This window comes from Dactylosporangium sp. CA-152071 (genome assembly GCF_050936335.1).
In the GTDB taxonomy this organism is placed as follows: domain Bacteria; phylum Actinomycetota; class Actinomycetes; order Mycobacteriales; family Micromonosporaceae; genus Dactylosporangium; species Dactylosporangium maewongense.
Map to the genome: position 1 here is coordinate 4,701,779 of NZ_JBNJMZ010000001.1, position 22,797 is coordinate 4,724,575.

Here is a 22,797-nt window from a genome sequence, read left to right on the forward strand (position 1 = left end):
GTTAGCGCACGGCTGTCGCGTCTTCCAAATCGCTTACGGGTGACCGTGTCCGGCGTCACGAGGGGCCGCCGCACCGGAATGCGACGGCCCCTCGATGCTCGACGTCGCTCAGCCTGACGGCGCCGGCGAGACCGAACCCGACGGGCTCGCGCCGGCCGAGACGCTCGGTGACGCCCCCACCGACGGGGTCGCCGACGGGGTCGCGGCCTTCACCGCGGCCTCGTAGCGGCCGATCGCGTCCTGCAGCGCCTTGAGCGCCCGGCCGTACCCCTCGAAGTCGCCGGCGACCTGGGCCGCCTTGAGGTCGGCGATCGCCTTGTTCATGTCGTTGATCGCCGTCTGTACCTGCGGAGACCCGCTCTGGTTGCCCGTCGTCGGCACGGTCGGCTCGCCGTTGTCGCCGCTGCCGGGGACGGGCGCCTGACCGGTCGCCTGTTTCACCAGCTCGGCTAGGCCGTCGGCCAGGTTGTTGGCGTAGGCCTTGTAGTTCGGGCCGTACGCGACCAGGACCCGCTGGAGCGTCGGGTACGTCTTGTCGCTCTTCGTCCGCGTGTAGATCGGCTCGACGTACAGCATGCCCTCGGCGACCGGCAGGGTGAGCAGGTTGCCGTACATGACCTCGGAGTTCTGGGAGCTGAACTGGGTCAGCTCCCGTCTGGCGTCGCCGATACCGGTCATCGTGCTGTGCATCTGCGCCGGACCCTGGATGTTCGTGTCCGGCGGCAGCTCCAGGATCTCGAACACCGGTTTGCCGTCGACGTACGACGCCGACATCAGCGCGGCCAGGTTGCCGCGGCTGCGCGGGGCGAGCGCCGTCGTGAGCTGGAACCGGGATTTGTCCTGGTTCGGCAGCTTGGCCACGATGTAGTACGGCGGCTGGTCCGCGGTCGGGTTCGCCGGGTTCTTCGGCACCTCCCAGAAGTCCTGGCCGGAGAAGAACCCGTTCGGCGTGGTGACGTGGAAGCGGCTGAGCAGGTCACGCTGGACCTTGAACTGGTCCTCCGGGTAGCGCAGGTGGTCCTGCAGCGACTGCGAGATCGCCGAACGCGGCTTGACCAGCTTGTTGCCGAAGGCCTTGTTCCACGCCTTCAGGATCGGGTCGCTCTCGTCGAACGCATACAGGGTGACCTCACCGCTGTACGCGTCGACGGTCGCCTTCACCGAGTTGCGCAGGTACGAGACGTCCTGGCGCGGCTCGGGGAACATCCGGCTGCCGGTCGACGAGTCCTGGATCGCGGTGTTCCAGTCGATGCGCTGCGAGTACGGGTACGTCGCCGAGGTGGTGTACCCGTCGACGATCCACTGGATCCTGCCGTCGACGACCGCCGGGTACGGGTCGCTGTCCAGCGTCAGGAACGGCGCGATCTTGCGGACCCGGTCCTCCGGGTCACGCACGTAGAGCACCTTCGAGTTCGCGTTGAACACGCCCGAGAGCAGGAAGTTCGTCTCGCGGAACTCCGCCGCGTAGAGCAGCCGCCGCCAGTACGAGCCGACCGAGACGCCACCGGCGCCGTCGTAGGTGGAGTACTGGTCGCCGGCGTTGGCGGTCGGCCGGTCGAACTCGGCGCCGGCGGTGGTGCCGGGCGCCCGGCCGGTGATCGCGTAGACCTCGCCCATCTGCTCGCCGTAGTAGATCCGCGGCTCCTTCACCGGGATCAGGTCCTGCTGCGACGCGCACTGCTGGCCCTGGTCGCCGACCGGCTTGGTCTGCTCGCCGAGGAAGCCCGACACGTAGAACGGCAGACCGTTGCAGACGACCTGGTTGGCCGGCGCGGCGACGAACCCGTAGCCGTGCGTGTACACCGAGTGCCGGTTCTGCCAGTTGTTCTGCTGCAGCTGGTTGTAGTTGATCTCACGGACGCCGACCACGTAGTCCTGGGTCTTGCCGTTGATCGTGTACCGGTCGATGTCCAGCTTCGGGTTGAACTCGTAGAAGCCGCGGACCTGCTGCTGCTGCGTGTACGTCTCGCCGACGACCGTCGGGTCGAGCAGGCGGATGTTGCCGACCGTCTCGTCGTACGACGGTAGGTTCGTCGGCGGCTCCTGGTTCCGCGACGCGTACGGTTTGACGTCGACCGTGTTCAGCCCGTACGCCAGCCTCGTGGCGTCGATGCTGCGCTGGAAGTACTGCGCCTCCTTCTGCAGCTGGCTCGGCTTCACCGTGAACGACTGCACCGCGGCCGGGTAGATCCCGCCGACCGCGACCGCCGACAGCGCCAGCAGGCCCAGCGCCAGGCCGGGCCACACGAGGTTGCGCATGAACGCGTTGGAGAACACCAGGATCGCGATCGCCACGACGATCGAGATCCAGGCGAGGATCTCCTTCGCCGGCAGCAGCGCGTTGATGTTGGTGTAGCCGGCGCCGTACAGGTCCTGGGTCGGGAACTTGTCCAGCAGCAGGCCGCGCCGGTCCAGGTAGTACGCGGCGGCCTTGAGCAGCACGAACGCGGCGACCAGCGCGGTCAGGTGGGCGCGTGCCGCGGTCGTCATGCGCTCGCCGGCGCCCTGCAGCCGCACCCCGCCGAACAGGTAGTGCAGCGCGAGCGCGCCCAGCAGCGAGAAGACCACCGCGGTGAAGGCGACGCCCAGCACGTACCGCCAGAACGGGTATTCGAAGACGTAGAAGCTCAGGTCCACGCCGAACTGCTTGTCGGTCTGCCCGAACGGCGTGCTGTTGCTGAACAGCAGCCAGTCCTGCCAGTGCCCCTGCGCCGACAGGCCCGAGAACAGGCCGATCAGCCCGGCGACCGCGACGACCCAGATCGTCATGTGCGGCAGCAGGAAGAGGCGGTAGCGGTCCAGCGCGTGCTGCTCGGCGGAGTGCGGCCGCAGCAGCGGGCGGGTCCGGTACGCCAGGTAGAGGTTGCCGGCGATGACCAGCCCGACCGACACGCCGAAGATCACGAACATCCACAGGCGGGTCGTCAGTACGGTCGAGAAGACGCCCGTGTATTTGACCTCGGAGAACCACAGATAGTCGGTCCAGGCACCGACGATCCGGTCGAAGAGGGTGAAGAGCAGGAAGACGATCGCCAGCACGACGATCGTGACCCGACCGCGTCGGCTCACCCTGGTCATCGGATTACGCATTACCACGGTCGGCTCCGCCCGTTCGCGTATGGAAACTCGTTCAGCGTAGTCATGGACCACACAACGCTGGTGTACGACCGGCCCGCAACTGCTCAAGTGCGGCGAGCGCCTCGTCGGCGGTGCCGACCTTGATCAATGGCAGGCCCGGCTGGGCATTGGCGACGGCCTCCTCGCAGTTGGCCGCCGGGGTGAGGAAGACCTTGGCCTTCGCCGCCTTCGCCGCGACCAGCTTCTGCGGGATGCCGCCGATCGGCCCGACGTTGCCCTCGTCGTCGATGGTGCCCGTGCCGGCGATGACGATCCCGCCGGTCAGGTCCTCTTCCTTGATCGTGTCGATGATGCCGAGCGTGAACATCAGCCCGGCCGACGGCCCGCCGATGCGGTCCAGCTGGATCGACAGCTCGAACGGGTGCGGCTGGGACGTCTTGGCCACGACCCCGAGTCGCGGGTTGCCGTCGTCGCCGGCCTTCGTCGCGATGCTCGCGGTCGCCTTGCTGCCGCCGCGGGTGTACTCCACCTGCCGCGTCGTGCCGGCCGGCTTCGCCCGGATGAGCTCCGTGAGCTTCGCCAGGGACGTCACCGGGGTGCCGTCGATGGCGGTGATCACGTCGCCCTTCTGCAGCTGGCCCACCGCCGGATAGCCCTCCGACACCTCGTCGACGGCGACCAGGACCGGATAGCCGAGCTCGCGCAGCGCGACCGTCTCCGCCGAGGACTGCGACGCCTGGAAGTCCTTCTTGTTGTCCTCGTTGACCTGCTGCTCCGTGCGGTTCGGCGGGTAGATCAGCTCACGCGGCACGACCGCGCGGTCCTTCTGCCACCAGCCGATCATGGCCTCGAGCAACGTCATCTGCGGCTGCACCGACACCGTCGTCATCCGCAGCTGCCCGGCCGACTTCGTGACCGTCGCCCCACTGACATTGATGATCGGCTTGCCGTCGTCGCCGGCGCCGAGCGTGTTGTACGTCGGTCCGGGGCCCATCTCGACGTAAGGAACCTTCAACACGGTCGTCTGCCAGGACAGCAACAGCAGCAGCAACGCGCCGACCAACACGGTCACGCCACGACGTCTCATGGCGGCGAGCCTAGCGCTCTCCGATTTCTGACATCGGAAGCGAGTACCTTTGGAACATGCCCGCAGACATCCCGTTCGGCTTCGGTCCGCCCGGCGGCGAGGTGCCGGATCCCAACGATCCGCGCCAGATGCAGCAATTCCTCAGCCAGCTGCAGCAACTGTTCGCCACGCCCGGCGGCGGCCCGGTCAACTGGGATCTGGCACGCCAGCTGGCGCAGGCCCACCTCACCGGCGGCGGACCCGCCGGCGGCCTCGCCCAGTTTCCCGTCGGCTTCGCCATGCCCGGCACCGCGGTTACGCCACCAGCGAACACGGCCGATCCTGACGCCGCGAAGCCGGTCGGTGACCCTTCCGTGACGCCGGCGGAGCGCGCCGCGGTCATCGAGGCGCTGCGCCTGGCCGACCTGTGGATCGACCCCGAGTCCGCCCTGCCGTCCGGCGTGCGCGCCACCGCCGCGTGGAGCCGGGGCGAGTGGCTCAACACGACGCTGCCCGTCTGGCGCAAGCTCTGCGACCCCGTCGCCGCCAGGATGGTGTCGGCGATGACCGAGCTGGTCCCCGAGGAGATGCGCGCCCAGATGGGCCCCATGACCTCGATGGTCGCGTCGCTCGGCAGCGCCCTGCTGGGCGGCCAGTTGGGCACCGCGCTGGGCTCCCTCGCCGCCGAGGTCCTCTCCGCCGGCGACATCGGCCTGCCCCTCGGACCCGCCGGCTCGGCCGCGCTCGTCCCGGCCAACATCGCCGAATACGGGCGTGGCCTGGAGATCCCCGACGACCAGGTGCGCCTGTACGTCGCCCTCCGCGAGGCCGCCCACCAGCGACTCTTCGGCCACGTCCCGTGGCTGCGCGGCCACGTGTTCGCAGCCGTCGAGGCGTACGCGGCAGGCATCCACGTCGACCGCGAGGCGATCGAGGAGGCGATGAGCCGCATCGACCCCTCGACCCTCGGCAGCGACCCGCAGGAGCTCGTCCTGGAGGGCATCTTCACCCCCGAGGACACGCCGCAGCAGCGCGCCGCGCTCGCCCGGCTGGAGACCGCGCTCGCCCTCATCGAGGGCTGGGTCTGCCACGTCGTGGACCGCGCCGCCGGCGACCGCCTCCCCGACGTGGTCCGCCTCTCCGAGGCCTTCCGCCGCCGCCGCGCCGCCGGCGGCCCGGCCGAGCAGACGTTCGCCGCCCTGGTCGGCCTGGAGCTGCGCCCCCGCCGCCTCCGCGAGGCCACGGCCCTGTGGGCAGCCCTGGCCGAGCACCGCGGCGTCGCGGGCCGCGACGCGCTCTGGGACCACCCCGACCTGCTGCCCGACGAGGAGGCGTTCGCGGACCCGGACCTGTTCGCCCGGACCCAGCTGGACCTGAGCGACCTCGGCTTCGCCGACGACCTCAGCAGCCTCGGCCTCACCGACGAGAAGCCGTCGAAGGACACCTCGGACCCCGCGGCCGGCAACACCCCACCGGACAACGACCCCGGCCCCAGCGAGCCGGGCGACGAGCCCAAGCCCTGATCACAGGCGAGGCGACCGCGGGAGATCCACCAAGACGGGCAACAGTCCCTGGATCTCCCGCTCCCGACCCCGCCCACGGCTCGAACACACCCCAGGCCCGCGCAACTACCGGCCCCTCACAACCCGGCGAGCCTTCATGACTGGCGGCCTCTCGCGACAGCTGGCCTTCGCAGCCCGACGGGCCTTCCTGCCTGGCGACCCCTCGCAACCATGGGACATCCGCAGGTCGGCGCCCCTTCCCAGGCCAGCAGGCTTTCATGACTGGCGGCCCTTCGTGGCCAGGGCGTGCCTTCGTGGCGTGGCCGGCGGCCCGTGTGCCGATCCACACCCCGCGCCCTTGCCCGAGCGCCCCTTGCAGCCACCGATCCTTCGCCGCTGCCAGGCCCGCGTGCCGATCTCCCACCCTCCGGCACGACCCGAGCGTCCTTCACGGTCCCTCACCACCGCCCAACCCTCACGCCCGACGGGCCGCGCGCCGCTCCACGCGACCCTACGGTTCCTCGCCACCGGCGGCCGACCCTCGCCGCCCGACGGGTCCCACGGTTCCTCGCCGCCGGCGGCCGACCCTCGCCGCCCGACGGGTCCCACGGTTCCTCGCCGCCGGCGGCCGACCCTCGCCGCCCGACGGGTGGTGCGCCGCTCCGCGCGCGACCTGCAGCCCGGCCCGAGCGCTCTCTCGCGACCGGCGCCCCCTCGCAGCCGCCGGGGCCGCAGCGCAGTCACCCGACCCTCGCAGCCGTCGGGGGACGCAGCGCAGTCACCCGACCCTCGCAGCCGTCGGGGGACGCAGCGCAGTCAGTCTGAGCGGGGCCGCTGCCTTGTAGCCACCGGGCACCCGCCAGGCCGGTGTCGTGACCGCGATGCCACCGCGGCGGCCCTGACGACCAGCGGATCCCCCTGCTGCCGACAGCGCGGCGAGAGCGGCAAGCACGGCCAGCTGGCCTCCTGTTGCCGGCTACTGCCGGCCGCAGCTGCAAGGGCGTTGAGGCGACCTCTCGCTGCCGACGGGCGGAGCGCCGAGGTGACCACCCCTTGCTGCTGCCCGGCGGGCGGAGCGCCGAGACGACCACCTCTTGCTGCCGGCGGGCGACGAGGGCGACGAGGGCGACGAGCTGGCAAAGAGGGGCGACGAGCTGGCCAAGCAGCGGTCCTCGCTGCCGCCGATCCGTCGCGCAGCCGCGGATCATCGCCGCCGACGATCCTCGCTGCGCCGAACAGCTTCCGCACCATGCCGCCCGGTCCCTCGCGGCGGGCAGACCCGCAACCGACGTCTGCCCCTGCGGCCGGCCGGCGGGAAGGGGCGAACAGCACGACCCGAGCGACCGGAGCACAACTCGAACGCCGGCGACCGCAGCGACGCGACCGCGGCGACGGGCGACCCAACGCGGACGGGCGACCCCAACGCGCAGGCGACCCTATCGGGCGGGCGACCGCAGTGACGGGCCGGAGGACAGCGACTTCCCCAAGGGAGCGGCCAAGCGTTGAATGTGCCCGCGGCGCTCGTCAAAGAGAGTTACGCGACCAGGTTCGAACGGCGCTGACCGGTCAATCACACCGTACCTCAGGTCACCTAATTGATCTGGGCGGTCTCACTCTCCGCAGTCCGAACCTCACGCATCGGCCGTCAGGGGTCGGCGTGGGGTTCAGGAGAGCAGGGAACGGGTGGCGTCCCAGCCGTCCAGGGCCAGGTCCAGGTGGCGGAGGTCGTCGGGGTTGCGGAGGCGGTGCCAGCCGGGGGCGGCGGCGACCATCGTCGGTTCGGGGGCGGGGCGGCGGGCGGTCGCGACGTCCGCGGTCTCGGGGTCCAGGTCAGGCAGCCAGGAGGGGACCGGCAGGCGGCACGCCAGGCCCAGCAGGCCGCCGCCCGCGGCGGGGGCGACCGCGACCGTCCGGGTCGACAGGGGACGGATCATCTTGCCGATCAGCATGGCCGGCAGGTCGGGGGCGTCGGCCATGAGCACGACGGCGCGCTCGTGGCCGTCGGCTGCGGCGGCGGAGAGGGCGGCGCGGATCGAGAGGGTCGGCAGCTCGTACTGCGGCATGCTCGGCCACGCGATCTTCGAGGCCAGGGGCAGGTCGGCGGGCAGCGCGGCGATCGCCGGCTGGACGAGCGGCAGCGGGGCGATCAGGTCGACGACGTCCTCGGCCAGGGCGGCGCGCCACGAGGACGGGTCCACGCCGGGTGGCGACCACGGGGTGGGCACGAGGAGGACGATGACGGCAGCCGAGACTCCCGGGACCGCCGGAGAGGAGAGCGGGCCGGTCATTCAGTGATCCCGAGACCCGCTGCCGCTGACACCCCCTCAAGATACCCCCGCGCCCGTTCGGACTTCGGGTAGCGGCCGACCAGCGCCCAGAAGGCGGCACTGTGGTTGGCGATGACCAGGTGTGACAGCTCGTGCAGCAGCACGTAGTCGATCACCCAGTCGGGCATCTCCTGAACTCGGTGCGAGATCCGGATGGTACCGTCTGCCGGCGTGCACGAGCCCCAGCGCCCGTTCTGGTTCTGCACCCAGCGCACGCTGGTCGGGCGGGCGGCGTTGGGGTGGTCAGGCAGGTAGCGGGTGGCGAGCCGCTGCGCGCGCGCCGTCAGCTCAGTGTCGGTGCGCCGGGCCCGCTGCTCGCGGACGGCCAGGCGCTCCAGCATTCGATCGACCCACTCGCGCTCCTCCGCCCGGGAGAACTGCGCGGGGATCAGCACGACGACCCGCTCACCATCACGGTAGGCAGACACCGTACGTCGGCGGCGCTTGCTGCGCCGCACCTCGATGACCGGCTTACGTGTCATGCCGGCCCCCTCAGGGTACCGCTCACGGAGGAACGCTAGCCGGAAACGGCCATCCCTCCGCAAGGGCCAATCTTGTGGAGGGCGCCCGTATGTCACCCATTCGTGGCGGCTCGCCGGAAAGATTCCACCGGTCGTCGGCCTGGTGAGGCCACTTGGCGGCAATTCATCCACAGCAACCCACACCGTTGCCCACACAGTTATCCCCAGCCTGTGCATAGTGTGTAGCGTGCGGTTAGAGGAAGATCTTCCGATTACGCTCGGCGTGTCCCGTCTTACCGCACTTTCCCCGAGTGTCCGACAAGGCACACTCACCACGTCGACCTAGCTGGTCAACACCGGTGCGTGCACCGGACCGAGATGAGGAGGGCATCGTGGCCGAGACGTACAACGGCTACTGCGTCAAGTGCAAGGAGAAGCGGGACTTCGAGGGCGAGATCGCGATCTCGAAGACGGGCATGAAGATGGCCAAGGGTGCCTGCCCGGTCTGCGGCACCACGGTCAACCGGATCCTCGGTAAGGCCTGAGACGCAAACAAACACGGCCGCCGTCGGCGGGCCGTACACATCGGCTCCTCGCCGCCCCCGCCCGGCGCGTGAGCCCCGAGATCGTCGCGCTAGAGCAGCAAGGTTGGCCCGCGCGCTTTACAGCGTTTGCGCCTTTCCCTGTGGACAACTCGGCGGCTGGCTGTGGACAAGTCCGGCCGGCGGTGGATATCCCTGTGGACAACCACCCCGGCCGGAGCCTGCGCCGGTGGCAGTCTCCCGGTCATGCGACCGACACTCCTGCCGAACCTCCGCCGCCTGTGGCGTGACAAGCAGACCGTCCAACTCGGCACCGACCCCGCCGGCGCCGTCGTGCTGCACCTGCGCCGGCCCGAGCTGGCCCGGGTGCTGGACCTGCTCGACGGCGCGCACACCGAGGCCGCGGTCGTCGCGGCCGGGGAGGCGCTCGGCCTGACCTCGGCGGAGGTGCTCAGCCTGGTACAGACGCTGCGCGACGAGGGCCTGGTCGTCGCCGCGCACGCACTCGTCCCGGCCGGCCTGCCGGCGCCGGTGCACCGCCGGCTGAGCGTCGAGGCCGCCGCGATCGCCCTGCGCCTGCGCCGGCAGGCCCCGCCGCCCCACGCGACACCCAGCGACGCGACCGGGACACCGAGGCACAAAGAGGGCACGCGGCGAAAACCCGAACGGACCGCGCCCGCCGAGGTGCTCCGCCGCCGGTACGCCTCCCGCGTCGTCATCGCAGGGGACGGCCCGCTGCTGGCACCGCTCGCGGCGCTGCTCGCGGCCAGCGGGGTCGGGCACGTCGACCCCGTCGTCGACGGCGTCACCGGGATCGGCGACGTCCTGGTCGGCGGCCTGCTCGCCGACGAGGTGGGAGTTTCACGGGCGGTCGCGACAGGCGGCGCCGTCGCCAGGTACGCGCCAGGGGTGGACCTGGCCGCGGCCCGGACGGACCACGTCGACCTCGTGGTGCGGGTCGGTGACCGCCATCCTCCCGCGCTCGCCGACCGGGGGCTGCGGCTGGCGAGCCTCGCGCGGCTGGAGCTGACCGTCCGGCTCGGCACCGTGCTCGTCGGTCCTCTGGTACGACCTGCCGCCTCCCCCTGCCGTGCCTGCCTGGACCTGCACCGGCGGGATCGCGACCCGATCTGGCCGGTCCTCGCCGCGCAGCTCGCCACGGCGCCGTCCGGCGACGGGGAGCCGTGCACGTCGGCGACGGCGCTCGCGGGGGTGGCGTTCGCCGCCGACGAGGTGCTCGCGTTCCTCGACGGGGCGGCGTCGCGGACCGAGGCGGCGATCGTCGAGATCCCCCGCGCCGGTGAGCTGAGACGCCGGGAATGGGTGGCCCATCCGCGCTGTGACTGCCGTCGCCGTCGTCGTGCAGCGCAGAACGGGTAAGAATGACGTGTGACCGAGATCCCTAGGGGCGCAGTCGCCCGCACCGCACGACTGGCGTCGCTTCCTCTCGGGCTGGCCGGGCGGGCCGCGCTCGGCCTGGGCAAGCGAGTGACCGGTATGGCCGCCGACGTGGTGTCCGCCGACGTCCAGCGACGCACCGCCGAGCACCTGTTCAGCGTCCTCGGGCAGCTCAAGGGCGGTGCGATGAAGATGGGGCAGGCGCTGTCCGTGTTCGAGGCGGCGCTGCCGGAGGACCTCGCCGGGCCGTACCGGGCGGCGCTGACGAAGCTGCAGGAGGCCGCTCCGCCGCTGCCGGCCGCCAGCGTCCACGCCGTGCTGCGCGAGTCGCTGGGCGAGGACTGGCGGGAGCTGTTCAAGGACTTCGACGACAAGCCGGCCGCCGCGGCCAGCATCGGGCAGGTCCACAAGGCTGTGTGGGCCGACGGCCGCGACGTGGCCGTGAAGGTGCAGTACCCGGGCGCCGGCGAGGCACTGCGGGCGGACCTGAACCAGTTGGCCAGGTTCGCCGGGCTGTTCAAGGCGATCCAGCCGGGGCTCGACGTGAAGCCGCTCGTGCAGGAGATCCGCGACCGGGTCACCGAGGAGCTGGACTACGAGCTGGAGGCGGCGTCGCAGCGCGCGTTCGCGGCGGCGTTCGACGGCGATCCCGACATCTGCGTGCCGCAGGTCCTCGCGTCGTCCCCCCGGGTCCTCGTCACCGAGTGGATCGAGGGCGTGCCACTGTCGACGATCATCGCGTCCGGCACCGTCGAGGAGCGCGACGCGGCGGGCACCCGGATGGCACTGCTGCACTTCTCCGCCCCCGCCAGGGCTGAGCTGCTGCACGCCGACCCGCACCCCGGCAACTTCCGCATGCTGCCCGACGGCCGCCTCGGGGTCCTCGACTTCGGCGCGGTGGCCCGTCTGCCCGGCGGCCACCCCGAGGTGATCGGCCGCCTGACCCGCCTCGCCCTCGCCGGCGACGCCGAGGCGGTCCTGTCCGGCCTGCAGGACGAGGGCTTCGTGAAGCGCGACGCGAAGATCGACGCGGCGGCGGTGCTGAGCTACATCAGGCCGATGCTGGACCCGGTCGCGGAGCCGAGGTTCCGCTTCAGCCGCGCGTGGCTGCGCGCCGAGGCGGGCCGGCTCGCCAACCCGAAGAGCCCCGCGTACGCGATGAGCCGTCAGCTCAACCTCCCGCCCTCGTACATGCTCACGCACCGGGTGACGCTCGGCTCGATCGGCGTGCTGTGCCAGCTGGAGGCCGAGGCCCCGTACCGCGAGATCATCGAACGCTGGCTGCCCGGCTTCGCCGAACCGAAGAAGACCACCCGCCGCCGCAAGTCGGAGTAGCACAAGTGACCGCGGGAACGACCAGAACCGTCACTTGATCACGGCGACGGGGCGAAGATCGGCGCCCCGAAAGCAACGCCGGCACCGGGGCAGCCGAGGCAAGCCGCGCTGATCGCGCATCAACGGCCGAGGGTGTACGACGTCCGCCGCGTTGCGCTGGTTGCGAAAGCCAGCGTCGACGCGGGCTGGGTCGAAGGTCGATGTGGCGCGCACTGGGTCGCGAAACCAACGACGACACGCGGACAGCAACGCGACGTCAGCCGACCCGCAGGCGGATCCTCAACCGAAACCCGGCCACCACCATGATCGAAGGACGCCCCTGGCCGCCCGGACAGCCACCAGACGACATCGATCACGACGCCCACGACCACGACGGTGAGTGGCGGCGCCGGCGGTCGGTCAGAGCAAGGCAGAGCGGGCCCCACGGTGGCACCGGGAGGCCCGCTCTGTGTGTTGCGGTCGGATCAGTGTCGGCTCAGCTGACGCTCCTGCTCACGGCGGGCGCGCATCGCGATCTGACGGGCGGACGAAGAAGCCTCAGAGTGACGGACAGCCTGAGGCTGACGCATTCGGGCTCGGGAGAGTGCTTCGTGGAGTAGTTGCAAAGACACGGTCAAGCTCCTCAGGGAGATGGTGCGAACGTCGGTGAGTTGAAGCCGGGTCGGCTGCGCGGCGCGCAGGCCTCGGCTGGCTGGCAACGGATGTGCACTCATGTCAGGCCGCCACGCTCGCGGCCACGGCCGCGGTGCGAGCTGCGACCTCGACCCGCAGGACGGCGTCGCGAGCAACGTCCTCCTTGCGCGGACGGCCACGCGGACGCTTCCGCGGGACGACCGCACCGCGCTCGAAGATCTCGCCACCCCAGACACCCCAGGGCTCGGCGCGCTCGATGGCGCCGGCCAGGCACTCGACACGCAGAGGGCACTCCACGCAGAGCGACTTGGCCAGCTCGAGCTCCGCCGGCGAGTCGGCGAACCACAGGTCCGGGTCGAAGGTGCGGCACGGCAGGTCGGACTTCACGCCCCGAGCAGCGACAAGGAGACGCTCGTCGGCGCTCTCAACGCGCACATCGCGCGATGCCAAGGCCAGGCTCATCCCGGTCACCCCTTTCTGTTTCTCGATCGTTTGGTGGTGATCGTCGGTGCAAATGACTGAGGCCGCGGATCCCGGTGTCGGGTTCCGCGGCCTCGAGGTGAGCCGGTAAGTCGGTCTGTTAGGCCGGCCTGCCTCGAGGTGGTGTGCCGCGGACTCCGCCGTTGGGCTTCGGAGCCGTCAGGTCGTGCTTGTCGTTCGCGGTGAGCCCACTGGTCCCCTGAACCTGGACTCCCCGCCGGTCGAGCAGCTGGACGCCAACGGCGGGCATCTGCTCAACGGTGCGGTCGCGCTCGATGGTGCTGGTGGTGCCGGTGGTGCCTCGGCCGGCCTCGCGGCCCAGAACCGAAACGCCCTGGACTTTGACGCCGCCCAGACCGGTCGCGGAGACCCTGCTGCCCTGGACTTCGACGCCGCCCGGGACCAAGACGCCGCCCAGGGCCGCGACGCCACCCGTGACCGCGAAGGACGCGATCGGGGCAGCGGCCGGAGCGAAGGCAACGGTCGGGACCGGGAAGGCCGAAGCGGAGGAGCCTCTGACGGCGGACTCCTGCCACAGGGCGGAGGCCGACGCCAGGGACGGGGCGCAGAGGGCATGCAACACCGGCTGCAGCTCGGCTGAGATATAGAGCTTCACGGGTCGCACCTTCTCTCCACACTCGTCATGGCTCGGCCGCCGGGGCTCCGGCGTTCGTGTTCGCAGGCTATGTCGCCTCTTCAGGGTAGGGCAATCGAATTTCCGGGAAAACTTCTTGTCAGTTTTCCGCCCATCGACATCAGTCGCTCCCGACGAGGTCCTCGACGGTGCGGCCGGACACCAGCGCGAGCACGTCGTCGCCGTACAGACCGAGCTTCCGGGGGCCGATGCCGGCGATGACGGCGAGCTCCTCGCGGCGGCCCGGACGGCGCTCAGCGATCGCGGCGAGAGTGACATCCGTGAATACAACGAAGGCCGGGACCTTCTGCACGGCGGCGAGCCGGGCCCGCCAGTCGAGCAGCCTGGCCAGCAGCTCCTCGTCGCGGTCGGACGGGCAGCCGGCGCAGCGGCCCAGCTTGCGCTCCGGCCCGCTGAGCAGCCCGGCGCCGCAGACCCGGCACGAGACGGCGACGGCGCGCTTCACCCGGGCGGCCACCTCGCTCTTGCCGATCCCCGGCGCGCTCCTCGCGAACGAACCGGAGCCGGAGCCGCCACCGGACGCGCGCCCCGGCTCCAGCGCCGGCAGGAAGCGGGTGGCGCGCCGGGGGCGGCCGCCGGGCGTGCGGGCGCCCGCGTAGGACAGCCAGAGGGTGTGGCGCGCGCGGGTGACGCCGACATAGAGCAGCCGGCGCTCCTCCTCGACCGCGTCGGGGGTGCGGGCGTGGATGACGGGCATCGTGCCCTCGGCGAGGCCGACGAGGAACACGGCATCCCACTCCAGGCCCTTCGCCGAGTGCAGCGACGACAGCGTGACCCCGGCGACCGTCGGCACGTGCTGCAGGGCTGCGCGGCGGGCGAGCTCCTCGTTGAACGCCTCGAGGCCGAGCGCCGGCATGCTCTCGGCGAGCGTGACGAGCGCCGACACCGCCTCCCACCGCTCGCGGGAGGCCCCGCCGGCAGGGATCTGGTCGGCGCGCCAGCCGACGCCCTCCAGGGCCCTGGTGACCGACTCGGTCAGGGGCGCGTCGGGGTCGAGCGACCGGGTCGCGGCGCGCAGCGCGATCATCGCCTGGCGGACCTCGGCGCGCTCGAAGAACCGCTCGGCGCCGTGCACCACATAGGGCACCCCGGCCTCGGCGAGGGCCTCCTGGTAGACCTCGGACTGCGCGTTGACCCGGAACAGCACGGCGACCTCCTCGGCCGGCGTGCCGGAGGCGATGATCTCGCCGCAGCGGGCGGCGACGGCGGCGGCCTCCTGCGGCTCGTCGGTGAACGAGCGCAGGACCGGCTCGGCGCCCGGCGGGCGCTGCCCGATCAGCTCCAGGCGCAGCCGGGCGAGCTCGCCGCGGGCCTGGCCGATGACCGAGTTGGCCAGGGCGACGACCTGCGGGGTGGACCGGTAGTCACGGACGAGCCGGATGACGGTGGCGTCGGGGTGGCGGCGCTTGAAGTCGACGAGATAGGACGCGCTGGCGCCGGTGAACGAGTAGATCGTCTGGCTGGCGTCGCCGACGACGGTGAGGTCCTCGCGGTCGCCGAGCCACGACTCCAGCAGCCGCTGCTGCATCGGGTTGACGTCCTGGTATTCGTCGACGACGAAGTGCCGGTATTGCGAGCGGATCTGCTCCGCGACGTCCTCGTGCTCCTCCATGGCCCAGATCGCGGCCCGGATCATGTCCTCGAAGTCGATCACGCCGTGGGCGCGCTTGACCCGCTCATAGGCGGCATAGACCTCGCCGACCTTGGCCGCGTCGAACGGCGGCTCGCGCAGCGCCTTGCCCGCGGCGACCGCATAGTCGGCGGGCTCGATCAGCGACGACTTGGCCCACTCGATCTCGCTGGCGAGGTCGCGGGCGCCGGTGCCGTCGATCTTGACGCCCGCGCGGGTGGCGGCGAGGCCGACCAGGCGGGCCTTGCTGTCCAGCAGCTCGGGCATCTCGCGGCCGGAGAAGAGCCGCGGGGCGAAATAGCGGACCTGGCGCAGCGCGGCGGCGTGGAACGTGCGGGCCTGGACGCCGCCGGCGCCGAGCTGGCCGAGGCGGGCGCGCATCTCGGCGGCGGCCCGGGCGGTGAACGTGACGGCGAGGACGTGCTGGGCACGGACGTGCCCGGAGCGGACCCGGTGGGCGATGCGGTGGGTGATCGCCCTGGTCTTGCCCGTGCCGGCGCCCGCGAGGACGCACAGCGGGCCGGCCGGGGCAGTGACCACGGCAGCCTGCTCCGGGTCAAGACCTGCGAGTGGGTTTGAGGAGTCCGCCACAGGTAGGCATCATTCCAGCCGGGTATGACGTTTCCGCCAAAGTACCTACCGGAACCGACAGCGATCCCGACGAGGAGACAACCGGATGCTGACCATGTACTCGACCACGTGGTGTGGCTACTGCCACCGCTTGAAGTCGCAGATGGATCGCGAGGGCATCCAGTACCAGGTCGTCGACATCGAGCGGGACCCGGCGGCGGCGAAGTTCGTCGAGAGCGTCAACGGCGGCAACCAGACCGTGCCGACCCTGAAGTTCGACGACGGCACGGCGTTGACCAACCCGACCATCGTCCAGGTGAAGGCACAGCTGGCCAACGCGATCAGCGGCTGACGGACAAAACCGCACCAAGGCCTTCACAGCGCGCAGCCGGCTCACTACGGTGGCCGGCATGCGGGTGGCTCGCGACTACGCACTGGGTGCCGTCATGGCGCCCGAGCGGCCGAGGGTGGCCGACCCGGGGCTCCGGCGGCGCATCGCCGGTTACCTGTCCGGCGGCGCCACGATCGGCCGCGGGCAGGGCGTGCTGCACACCGACGGCGTGTGGGTCTGGCCGGAGCGGTTCGTCGCCGAGGTCCTCGACGACGGGCTCGCCCCCGAGCCGGACCTGCTGCGGCACATGGTGCGGCAGGACTACCGCGCGCCCGAGCCGGAGCCGGGCCCGCGGTTGACCGACGACGCGCTGCGGGCGTGGCGGGCCGGGCCGCCGGTGGCCCCGCGGCCGCTGATCACGTACTTCGTCCGGCTCGACGGCGAGACGACGCCCGAGGCGCCGCTGTCGCTGCTGCGCCGGGTCGTCGACCCCGCCGGGCAGGTGGCGGAGGAGGCGCTGTGGCGCGACCTGGCCTGGCACCCGACGCAGGCGTTCGGCTCACACAGGATCGACTACGACATCCGCGAGGTGACCCCGGCGCACGCCGCCGGGGTCCTCGACCGCTGGTGCGCGCAGTGGCACCGCGACGCGCTCAGGAGAAGCCGAGCCACTCCGTGATCAGGTAGTGCGCGATCGACGCGGGGAAGGGCAGGCCGAAGGCTCGCGAGCTGCCGTCCAGCACCGCGGCGATCTCGGAACGGGTGAACCATCGCCCCTCGAGGATCTCCTCCTCGTCGACGACGACAGGTGCCCCGACGGGTGCGGTGGCGTGGAAGCCCAGCATCAGCGACCCCGGGAAGGGCCACGGCTGGCTCGCCACGTAGGTGACGCCGCCGACGACGACGCCGACCTCCTCGAGCACCTCGCGGGCGACCGCCATCTCGGCGGACTCCCCCGGCTCGACGAACCCGGCGAGCGTCGAGTAGCGCCGGACCCCGCCGGCCTGCGCCCACTGCGCGTTGCAGCCCAGCAGGCACCGCCCGTCAGGCCCGTCGACCCCGTCGTGGACCAGCATGATGACCGCGGGGTCGGTCCGCGGCCACAGCGTCTCCCCGCCGTCCTCGGTGGTGCGGACCCATCCACCCTGCGCCGGGACCGTCAGCTTGCCGCTGAGGGGGCTGTACGGGTGCCGTGAGTGCCAGTTGGCCAGCCCGACGGCGGTGATGAACAGCCCGGCCGGCAGGTCCGGCAGCGCGTGGCCCACCTGACGCAGCGACACCCGCCGGGTGCCGGGCAGCGCCGTCACGTCGGCGGCGACCGCGAAATACACGGTGCCGTCGGTGTCCTCGCCCAGGAAGAACCGCTCGCCCGGCGGCGCGTCGGCCGGCTCCACGAACACGAGCTCGGGCGGGTCGTCGCCGCGGACCAGCATGTGCCCGTCGTCGACGACCACCACACGGGCCCGCGACCAGGCCTCCTTCAGCCATTCCGGGTCAGTACGGCGATGCGCCGCCCGGTCGAGCACGCCCCTCGCGAGCGGCGGCCCAGGCCGGGCGGCGACGGACGCCGGCGCCGCCAGCTCCGTCATGCCCCCGCCTCCGTCATGCCCGGGCCGGCGGCACGTGGCAGCGAGCTCATGATGCGGCTCGGGTGACCGCCGTCAGCGCGGCCAGGGGCTGCTCGATCTTCTCCGCGTCGCCGAGGACGACCGCCGCGATCCGCGACGGCGCCAGGTACTGCGCGGCCGCGGCCGCCACGTCCTCGCGGCTGACGCGGGCGAGCCGGGCGGCGTGCTCGGCCAGGTAGTCCAGCCGCAGCCCGAAGCCGGCATACGTGGAGACCAGCCCGGCCAGCCCCGCCTGCGTCGACATGCCCAGCTGGAGGGTGCCGAGCGCGTACTGGCGGGCCTGCTCCAGCTCGTCCTCCTTCGGCGGGATGCTGGCCAGCCGGCCCAGCTCGTACAGCGTCTCCAGCAGCGCGGGGCCGGTCACCTCGGTCGCGACCTCGGCGGCGACGACCAGCGCCGACCCGGCGACGGCGTGCTCGACGAGGGAGTGCGGGCCGTACGTGTACCCCTTGTCCTCGCGGATGTTCTCCACCCAGCGGGAGGAGAAGTAGCCGCCGAAGACGAGGTTCGCCAGCTGGAGCGCCGCGTGGTCGGGGTGCCGGCGGGTCACCGCGGGCAGCGCCAGGCGCAGCGACGACTGCACGGACCCGGGCCGGTCGACGAGCGTCAGCGGCCCCGGCTTCAGCTCCGGGGTCGGCGGCAGTTCCACGGTCGAGCCCGCGCCGTCCCACTTCGCCAGCATCCGCTCGGCGGCGGCGATCGCCTTGTCGGGCGCGATGTCGCCGACGATGACGAGGGTCGCGCCGGCCGGGTGCAGCCGCTCGGCGTGCAGCGTGCGCAGCGTGCCGGGGGTGACCGCCTCGACGTGCTCCGGCGCCGGGGTCTGCACCGCATAGGGGTGCTTGCCATACATCCGCTTCAGCAGCGCGGCCCGCGCGAGGTGGCTCGGCTGGCTCTGCGCGACCCGGATCCGGTCGACCAGGCGGGCCCGCTCGGTGCTGACCTCCTCCGCCGGGTAGTTGGCGTCGGTGAGCACCTCGGCGAGCAGGTCGAGCAGCCGGTCCAGCCCGCTGACGAGGGCGTTGCCGGAGATCAGCAGCCGGTCGGGGTCGGCGCCGGCGGACAGCCCGCCGCCGACCTTCTGCAGCTCCGCGGCGATGTCGACGGTCGACATCGCGGTCGTGCCCGACAGCACCGTCTGCGTCAGCAGCGCGGCGCGGGCCAGGTGCGCCTTCGCGAACGGCACCCGCAGCCGCACCTCGACCAGCGGCACCGACGGGCGGCGCAGCGCGATCACGGTCAGCCCGTTGTCGAGGGTCCGCTCGACGGTCTTCGGCAGCTTCAGCGGGCGGTTGGGCCCGAGCACCGGCACGGTGCGGAACAGGGTTTCGGCAGTCACTTGGCTCCTCCGGCAATGACCTCGACCGCGGCGCGCCGCGACGGGACCAGCTCGGCCGCCGCGGCGATGATCTGCTCCTCGGTGACGCCACCGATCAGCGTGTGGAGCTGGTTGAGCAGCTCGGGCTCGCCGCGCTGCTGCTCCAGCACCGCCATCTGCAGCGCCCGGCCGAGCACCGCGTCGGTGTCGCGCAGCAGGTGCGTGGCCATGCGGGCCTGGGTGCGGCTGAGCTCGTCGGGCGCGAGGCCGTCGGTCGCGATGCGCTGGCACTCCTCCTCGACCGTGCGCAGCACCTTGTCGACGTCGCCGCCCGGGGGCAGGTGCGCCTGCAGGACGAGCGCGGTGGGGTCGCGCACCGCGAACGGCTCGCCCATGAAGCCGACATACCCGCCGACACTGGTCACCGTCCGGTCGCGCAGCACGAGGCGCTCCACCAGCCGGGACGCGTCACCGTCGGTGAGCACCTCCGCGAGGACCACGTACGGCAGGTACCCCTCGAGATCGTTGATCGGGTCCGGCACCCGCCACGCCGCGGCGACCGCCGGCAGCGGGGCCAGCCGGTCCTCGTACGAGTCGCGGCGCTCGCTCGTCAGGTCGGGCTCGGCGAAGTCGGGGCGGGCCGGGGCCGGGCGCGCCGGCACGTCACCGAAGTGCCGCTCGATCAGCGCGGTCGCGGTCGCCACGTCGAAGTCGCCGGACACCGCGAGCACCGCGTTGCCGCACGCGTAGTAGCGGTCGAAGAAGTCGGCGGCGTCGGCGACGGTCGCGGACTCCAGGTCGTCGAACGACCCGTAGCCGTCGTGCGCGTTGGCGAACGTGTCGAACATGACCGGGGGCAGCCGCAGCCACGGGAAACCGCCATACGGCCGGTTCAGCACGTTGACCCGGATCTCCTCCTTGACCACGTCGACCTGGTTGCGCAGGTTCTCCTCGGTCAGGCGGGGCGAGCGCATCCGGTCCGCTTCGAGGAACAGCGCCCGCTCCAACGCGTTGGACGGCAGCGTCTCGAAGTAGTCGGTGTAGTCGAAGTGGGTCGACCCGTTGAAGGTGCCGCCCGAGCCCTGCACGTAGCGGAAGTGGGCCAGCTTCTCCAGGCTCTCGGAGCCCTGGAACATCAGGTGCTCGAACAGGTGCGCGAAGCCGGTGCGACCCTGCGGCTCCGACCGGATGCCGACGTCGTAGACGACCGCTACGCCGACGACGGGCGCGGCCCGGTCGGGCGTGAGCACCACCCGCAGGCCGTTGGGGAGGGTGAGGCGCTCGACCGGATACTTGGACGCGGGAATCCGCACAGCGGGACTACGACGAGGCACCCGTCGAATCTATCCCCTCCCGCGCGATCCGCCGTCGCCGACCGCCGACTCGTCCCGTTCCGTCGCGTTCACACCATCGCCTCGTCGTCGCGGGCGGGTGCCGGCTCACCCGTGGCGGCGGCGCGCCGGAGGCGGAGCTCGGCCCGCAGCGCGTACCAGAGCAGCACCCCGATGAAGGCGACCAGCGGCAGGCTGAGCAGCCACCCCAGCGGCCCCCGGGACCGGGCGGGGAGCGGCTCCGCGACCGGCTGCCCGGCGGAGGGCGCCGACGCGGTGGCCGACGGGGACGGCGCGACCGACGGCGCCGGCGGCTTCGCGAGCGGGATCGTCCTGGTCAGCGCGGGCACCAGGTCGACCCGGCCGACGCCGAACTGCGGGTCGACGCCCTTGTCGCCGGCGTCGACGGCGGTGACCGTCAGGCGGTGCACGATCTCGTCGGCGGGCAGCTTCGGGTACGCCGCCCGGACCAGCGCCACCACCGCGGCCAGCTCGCCGGCCGCCATGTTCCCGGCGTCGACGCGGTAGCCGCCGCCGGTGTTCGTGGTCATGATCTCCTCGCCGGGCACGCCGAACCCGAGCTTCCGGCCGCTGTCCGACGCGACGAGCACGTCGCCGGCGCGCGACAGCGGCACCGCGGCGAGGACCCCGTCGTACGCGGCCGGGTAGGGCTCGAACGCCTCGCCGGCCCGGTTGCCGTCGGCGGCGACGACGATCGCGTCGGCGGCCTGCGCCTCGCGGACCGCCTGCTGCAGGCGCTCGCTCCCACCGACGGAGTAGCCGACGACGATGACCTTCGCGCCGCGGACGGTGGCCAGCTCGATCCCCTCGGCCAGCTGGTCCGGGGTGACGGTGCGGGCGCCGGCCGGGTCGGGGGTGGCCGGGTTGCCGAGGACCACCGGCAGGATGTCGGCGCCGGGCGCGATGCCGAGCACCCCGTTCTGCCGGTTGGCGCCGTGCCCCTGCCCCGCGATCAGCCCGGCGAGCGCCGTGCCGTGCCCGTCGGGGTCACCGGGCGGGGTGGGCGAGCCGTTGGTGTAGATCGCCGGCAGCACGCTGGCGGTCAGGTCGATGTGGTTGCGGTCGACGCCGTTGTCCACGATCGCGACCGTGACGCCCTCGCCGCGGGTCTTCTCGCTGGCTTCGCTCACCCGCAGCCACTGCAGGTGCCACTGATCGTCACGGATGCCGTCGGCGCGCGCCGGGCTCACCGGAACGAGCGCGAGCACGACCCCTGCAACCACTGCCGCCTTTTTCACGGCGCCAGCGTGACCTATAGACGCAACCGGCGCCAGTCGGCCGTCCGGCGCTAGACGGGCCGGACCGACTCGGGTGCTTCGTCGGCGATGTAGTCGAACTGGCGGTGGGTGTCGGGAATCGACACGTACAGGATGGCGGCCTCGGGTTTGCCCAGATCGACGAGGGCGATCGAGACCAGCTCACTCTTCGCGCGCAGGCCCGGCTGGGAGAAGTGCAGGCGGAACTTGATCAGCCGGCCGGGCCGCCCGCCGAGGGTGAGGTCCTTCGCGGAGATCTGCTCCAGCTGGTTGCCCTTGGGGTAGAAGCTGATCCGCACGTCGGCGGCGATCTGGTCGCCCACGCACCTGAGGTCCAGGACCATGCCGTCGTTGACCGCGGCCGGGACGTGGCCGGAGAGGATCGTGGCGTGGTAGTCGCTGCCGCCGTTGTAGTCGGGCTCGGTGACGAAGTGCTGGCCGGTCCGGTAGGTGACCTTCAGCTCGCCCTGGTCGGCCCAGACGTTGTCCCACGGCTCCCACGGGGCGCCGTACTCCTTGTAGGAGATCCCCGACTCCTCGTCGACGGTCCGCGGGCCGGCGGGCGCCGGATCACCACCGGGTGGGAGCTCGGGTGGGATGGTCGGCGGCGGGCAGCGGCGGGCCAGCTCGGGGCGGGTGTCGCTGGGGCCTTCGGCGCGGCGGTCGAAGAGGCCGCCGGGGGTCGTCGCGTTGCCGGTCATCAGCGAGACCAGGACGACGACCAGGCCGATCGCGACGACCGCGACCGCGCCGCCGGTGAGCAGCTTCAGGATGCGCTTGTTGCGCTTGACCGGGTCGTCATCGTCGTCGCCGCCGCCACCGCCGGTGCCCCACGACGGGGGTGGGACGATCGGCGGCACGCCGAGACCCGAGACCCGGCCGGACTGATAACCCGGCGCCGCGCGCGGCGGCTCGGCCGTGCGCTGAATCGTCGGCGCCGGCCCGACGGGCGCCAGCACGACCTGCGTGTCCGGCTGAGCCCACGGTGAATGCTGCTCGGTCATCTCACCAGCAAGTGTCGCAGCCCGGTGCCAGTCTGCCAAAAGCGGCTATGGCTGCGGCTGCGCCGGCGTGCGCACGTCGGTGACCTGCGGGTATCTGGGCGTGTCGGCGGCGGCGACCGGACCGAGGACGATCAGGGCGGCGGTCAGCACCCCAGCGGTCGCCACCCCGACCACCAGTGCCACCTCGCGCGTGTGCGATGCCTGCATCGTGCGCACTTCCCCTCGCATGCC

19 protein-coding genes are annotated in these 22,797 nt (G+C 72.1%); 6 read left to right on the top strand and 13 right to left on the bottom strand.

Translation table 11 applies throughout. The features are described from left to right. Window positions 1-108 precede the first annotated feature (108 nt). Window positions 109-3,078 carry a UPF0182 family membrane protein gene (locus ACQEVZ_RS21065; RefSeq protein ID WP_433369045.1) on the bottom strand — a complete coding sequence of 990 codons (2,970 nt, stop codon included), beginning with the start codon at window positions 3,076-3,078 and terminating at the stop codon, window positions 109-111. A 61-nt stretch (window positions 3,079-3,139) separates the two neighbouring features. Further along, window positions 3,140-4,165, bottom strand: coding sequence for a YlbL family protein (locus ACQEVZ_RS21070; protein ID WP_433369048.1), 1,026 nt, complete (start codon window positions 4,163-4,165; stop codon window positions 3,140-3,142). Window positions 4,166-4,293: 128 nt separating this feature from the next. On the opposite strand from ACQEVZ_RS21070, the gene ACQEVZ_RS21075 reads away from it, so the two are divergent. Next, the gene (locus ACQEVZ_RS21075; protein ID WP_433376897.1) at window positions 4,294-5,667 is read left to right on the top strand and encodes a zinc-dependent metalloprotease; all 1,374 of its coding nucleotides are present in this window, start codon (window positions 4,294-4,296) and stop codon (window positions 5,665-5,667) included. A 1,643-nt stretch (window positions 5,668-7,310) separates the two neighbouring features. Here ACQEVZ_RS21075 and ACQEVZ_RS21080 read toward each other — a convergent pair. Next, window positions 7,311-7,934: a hypothetical protein gene (locus tag ACQEVZ_RS21080; protein WP_433369051.1), complete on the bottom strand. Its 624-nt coding sequence runs from the start codon at window positions 7,932-7,934 to the stop codon at window positions 7,311-7,313. After that, entirely contained in the window at window positions 7,931-8,455 is a 525-nt protein-coding gene (locus ACQEVZ_RS21085) for a M48 metallopeptidase family protein (RefSeq protein ID WP_344503721.1), read from the bottom strand. The genes ACQEVZ_RS21080 and ACQEVZ_RS21085 overlap by 4 nt, the downstream gene beginning before the upstream one ends. Before the next feature lie 368 nt (window positions 8,456-8,823). Here ACQEVZ_RS21085 and ACQEVZ_RS21090 point away from each other — a divergent pair, with 368 nt between their 5' ends. The 3 genes from ACQEVZ_RS21090 (at window position 8,824) to ACQEVZ_RS21100 (ending at window position 11,709) form a co-directional block, all read left to right on the top strand. Beyond that, the gene (locus ACQEVZ_RS21090; RefSeq protein WP_425516560.1) at window positions 8,824-8,979 is read left to right on the top strand and encodes a DUF5679 domain-containing protein; all 156 of its coding nucleotides are present in this window, start codon (window positions 8,824-8,826) and stop codon (window positions 8,977-8,979) included. 243 nt (window positions 8,980-9,222) lie between these two features. Next, window positions 9,223-10,356 (top strand): TOMM precursor leader peptide-binding protein, encoded by a 1,134-nt coding sequence (locus ACQEVZ_RS21095; RefSeq protein ID WP_433369054.1) that lies wholly within the window; start codon window positions 9,223-9,225, stop codon window positions 10,354-10,356. 9 nt (window positions 10,357-10,365) lie between these two features. Continuing rightward, window positions 10,366-11,709: an ABC1 kinase family protein gene (locus ACQEVZ_RS21100; RefSeq protein ID WP_360564677.1), complete on the top strand. Its 1,344-nt coding sequence runs from the start codon at window positions 10,366-10,368 to the stop codon at window positions 11,707-11,709. A 714-nt stretch (window positions 11,710-12,423) separates the two neighbouring features. On the opposite strand, the gene ACQEVZ_RS21105 is transcribed toward ACQEVZ_RS21100, so the two are convergent. The 3 genes from ACQEVZ_RS21105 to ACQEVZ_RS21115 form a co-directional block, all read right to left on the bottom strand. Continuing rightward, the gene (locus ACQEVZ_RS21105; protein WP_344504016.1) at window positions 12,424-12,804 is read right to left on the bottom strand and encodes a WhiB family transcriptional regulator; all 381 of its coding nucleotides are present in this window, start codon (window positions 12,802-12,804) and stop codon (window positions 12,424-12,426) included. A gap of 118 nt (window positions 12,805-12,922) precedes the next feature. Beyond that, a complete protein-coding gene (locus ACQEVZ_RS21110) occupies window positions 12,923-13,447 on the bottom strand; it encodes a hypothetical protein (RefSeq protein ID WP_433369058.1) in 525 nt (174 codons plus the stop codon). Window positions 13,448-13,577: 130 nt separating this feature from the next. Further along, window positions 13,578-15,698, bottom strand: coding sequence for an ATP-dependent DNA helicase UvrD2 (locus ACQEVZ_RS21115; RefSeq protein ID WP_433369061.1), 2,121 nt, complete (start codon window positions 15,696-15,698; stop codon window positions 13,578-13,580). An 85-nt stretch (window positions 15,699-15,783) separates the two neighbouring features. Between ACQEVZ_RS21115 and ACQEVZ_RS21120 the strand changes: the two genes are divergently transcribed. Both ACQEVZ_RS21120 and ACQEVZ_RS21125 read left to right on the top strand, forming a co-directional pair. Next, window positions 15,784-16,029 carry a mycoredoxin gene (locus ACQEVZ_RS21120; RefSeq protein ID WP_344503726.1) on the top strand — a complete coding sequence of 82 codons (246 nt, stop codon included), beginning with the start codon at window positions 15,784-15,786 and terminating at the stop codon, window positions 16,027-16,029. 58 nt (window positions 16,030-16,087) lie between these two features. Beyond that, window positions 16,088-16,687, top strand: a complete 600-nt coding sequence (locus ACQEVZ_RS21125) for a hypothetical protein (RefSeq protein WP_433369064.1) — start codon at window positions 16,088-16,090, stop codon at window positions 16,685-16,687. Here the strand turns inward: ACQEVZ_RS21125 and nudC are convergent. From nudC to ACQEVZ_RS21155, 6 genes are all read right to left on the bottom strand, one after another. Then, entirely contained in the window at window positions 16,662-17,597 is a 936-nt protein-coding gene (gene nudC, locus ACQEVZ_RS21130; protein WP_433369067.1) for an NAD(+) diphosphatase, read from the bottom strand. The genes ACQEVZ_RS21125 and nudC overlap by 26 nt on opposite strands. A 46-nt stretch (window positions 17,598-17,643) precedes the next feature. Next, complete coding sequence (locus ACQEVZ_RS21135) at window positions 17,644-18,975, bottom strand: M16 family metallopeptidase (protein ID WP_433369070.1); 1,332 nt, start codon at window positions 18,973-18,975, stop codon at window positions 17,644-17,646. Continuing rightward, window positions 18,972-20,267, bottom strand: coding sequence for a M16 family metallopeptidase (locus ACQEVZ_RS21140; protein ID WP_344504017.1), 1,296 nt, complete (start codon window positions 20,265-20,267; stop codon window positions 18,972-18,974). Before ACQEVZ_RS21140 ends, ACQEVZ_RS21135 begins: the two co-directional genes overlap by 4 nt. Window positions 20,268-20,356: 89 nt before the next feature. Continuing rightward, complete coding sequence (locus ACQEVZ_RS21145; RefSeq protein ID WP_433369073.1) at window positions 20,357-21,544, bottom strand: S8 family serine peptidase; 1,188 nt, start codon at window positions 21,542-21,544, stop codon at window positions 20,357-20,359. A gap of 50 nt (window positions 21,545-21,594) precedes the next feature. Beyond that, a complete protein-coding gene (locus ACQEVZ_RS21150) occupies window positions 21,595-22,566 on the bottom strand; it encodes a hypothetical protein (RefSeq protein WP_433369076.1) in 972 nt (323 codons plus the stop codon). Window positions 22,567-22,611: 45 nt separating this feature from the next. After that, window positions 22,612-22,773, bottom strand: coding sequence for a hypothetical protein (locus ACQEVZ_RS21155; RefSeq protein ID WP_344503732.1), 162 nt, complete (start codon window positions 22,771-22,773; stop codon window positions 22,612-22,614). Window positions 22,774-22,797: the final 24 nt, after the last annotated feature.

Excerpts from the sequence above, each read along its gene's own strand:
- ACQEVZ_RS21065 (WP_433369045.1), bottom strand. The coding sequence starts at position 3,078 with ATGACCAGGGTGAGCCGACGCGGTCGGGTCACGATCGTCGTGCTGGCG.
- ACQEVZ_RS21120 (WP_344503726.1), top strand. The coding sequence starts at position 15,784 with ATGCTGACCATGTACTCGACCACGTGGTGTGGCTACTGCCACCGCTTG.
- ACQEVZ_RS21125 (WP_433369064.1), top strand. The coding sequence starts at position 16,088 with ATGCGGGTGGCTCGCGACTACGCACTGGGTGCCGTCATGGCGCCCGAG.
- ACQEVZ_RS21070 (WP_433369048.1), bottom strand. The coding sequence starts at position 4,165 with ATGAGACGTCGTGGCGTGACCGTGTTGGTCGGCGCGTTGCTGCTGCTG.
- ACQEVZ_RS21075 (WP_433376897.1), top strand. The coding sequence starts at position 4,294 with ATGCAGCAATTCCTCAGCCAGCTGCAGCAACTGTTCGCCACGCCCGGC.
- ACQEVZ_RS21150 (WP_433369076.1), bottom strand. The coding sequence starts at position 22,566 with ATGACCGAGCAGCATTCACCGTGGGCTCAGCCGGACACGCAGGTCGTG.
- ACQEVZ_RS21080 (WP_433369051.1), bottom strand. The coding sequence starts at position 7,934 with ATGACCGGCCCGCTCTCCTCTCCGGCGGTCCCGGGAGTCTCGGCTGCC.
- ACQEVZ_RS21105 (WP_344504016.1), bottom strand. The coding sequence starts at position 12,804 with ATGAGCCTGGCCTTGGCATCGCGCGATGTGCGCGTTGAGAGCGCCGAC.
- nudC (WP_433369067.1), bottom strand. The coding sequence starts at position 17,597 with ATGACGGAGCTGGCGGCGCCGGCGTCCGTCGCCGCCCGGCCTGGGCCG.
- ACQEVZ_RS21155 (WP_344503732.1), bottom strand. The coding sequence starts at position 22,773 with ATGCAGGCATCGCACACGCGCGAGGTGGCACTGGTGGTCGGGGTGGCG.
- ACQEVZ_RS21085 (WP_344503721.1), bottom strand. The coding sequence starts at position 8,455 with ATGACACGTAAGCCGGTCATCGAGGTGCGGCGCAGCAAGCGCCGCCGA.
- ACQEVZ_RS21095 (WP_433369054.1), top strand. The coding sequence starts at position 9,223 with ATGCGACCGACACTCCTGCCGAACCTCCGCCGCCTGTGGCGTGACAAG.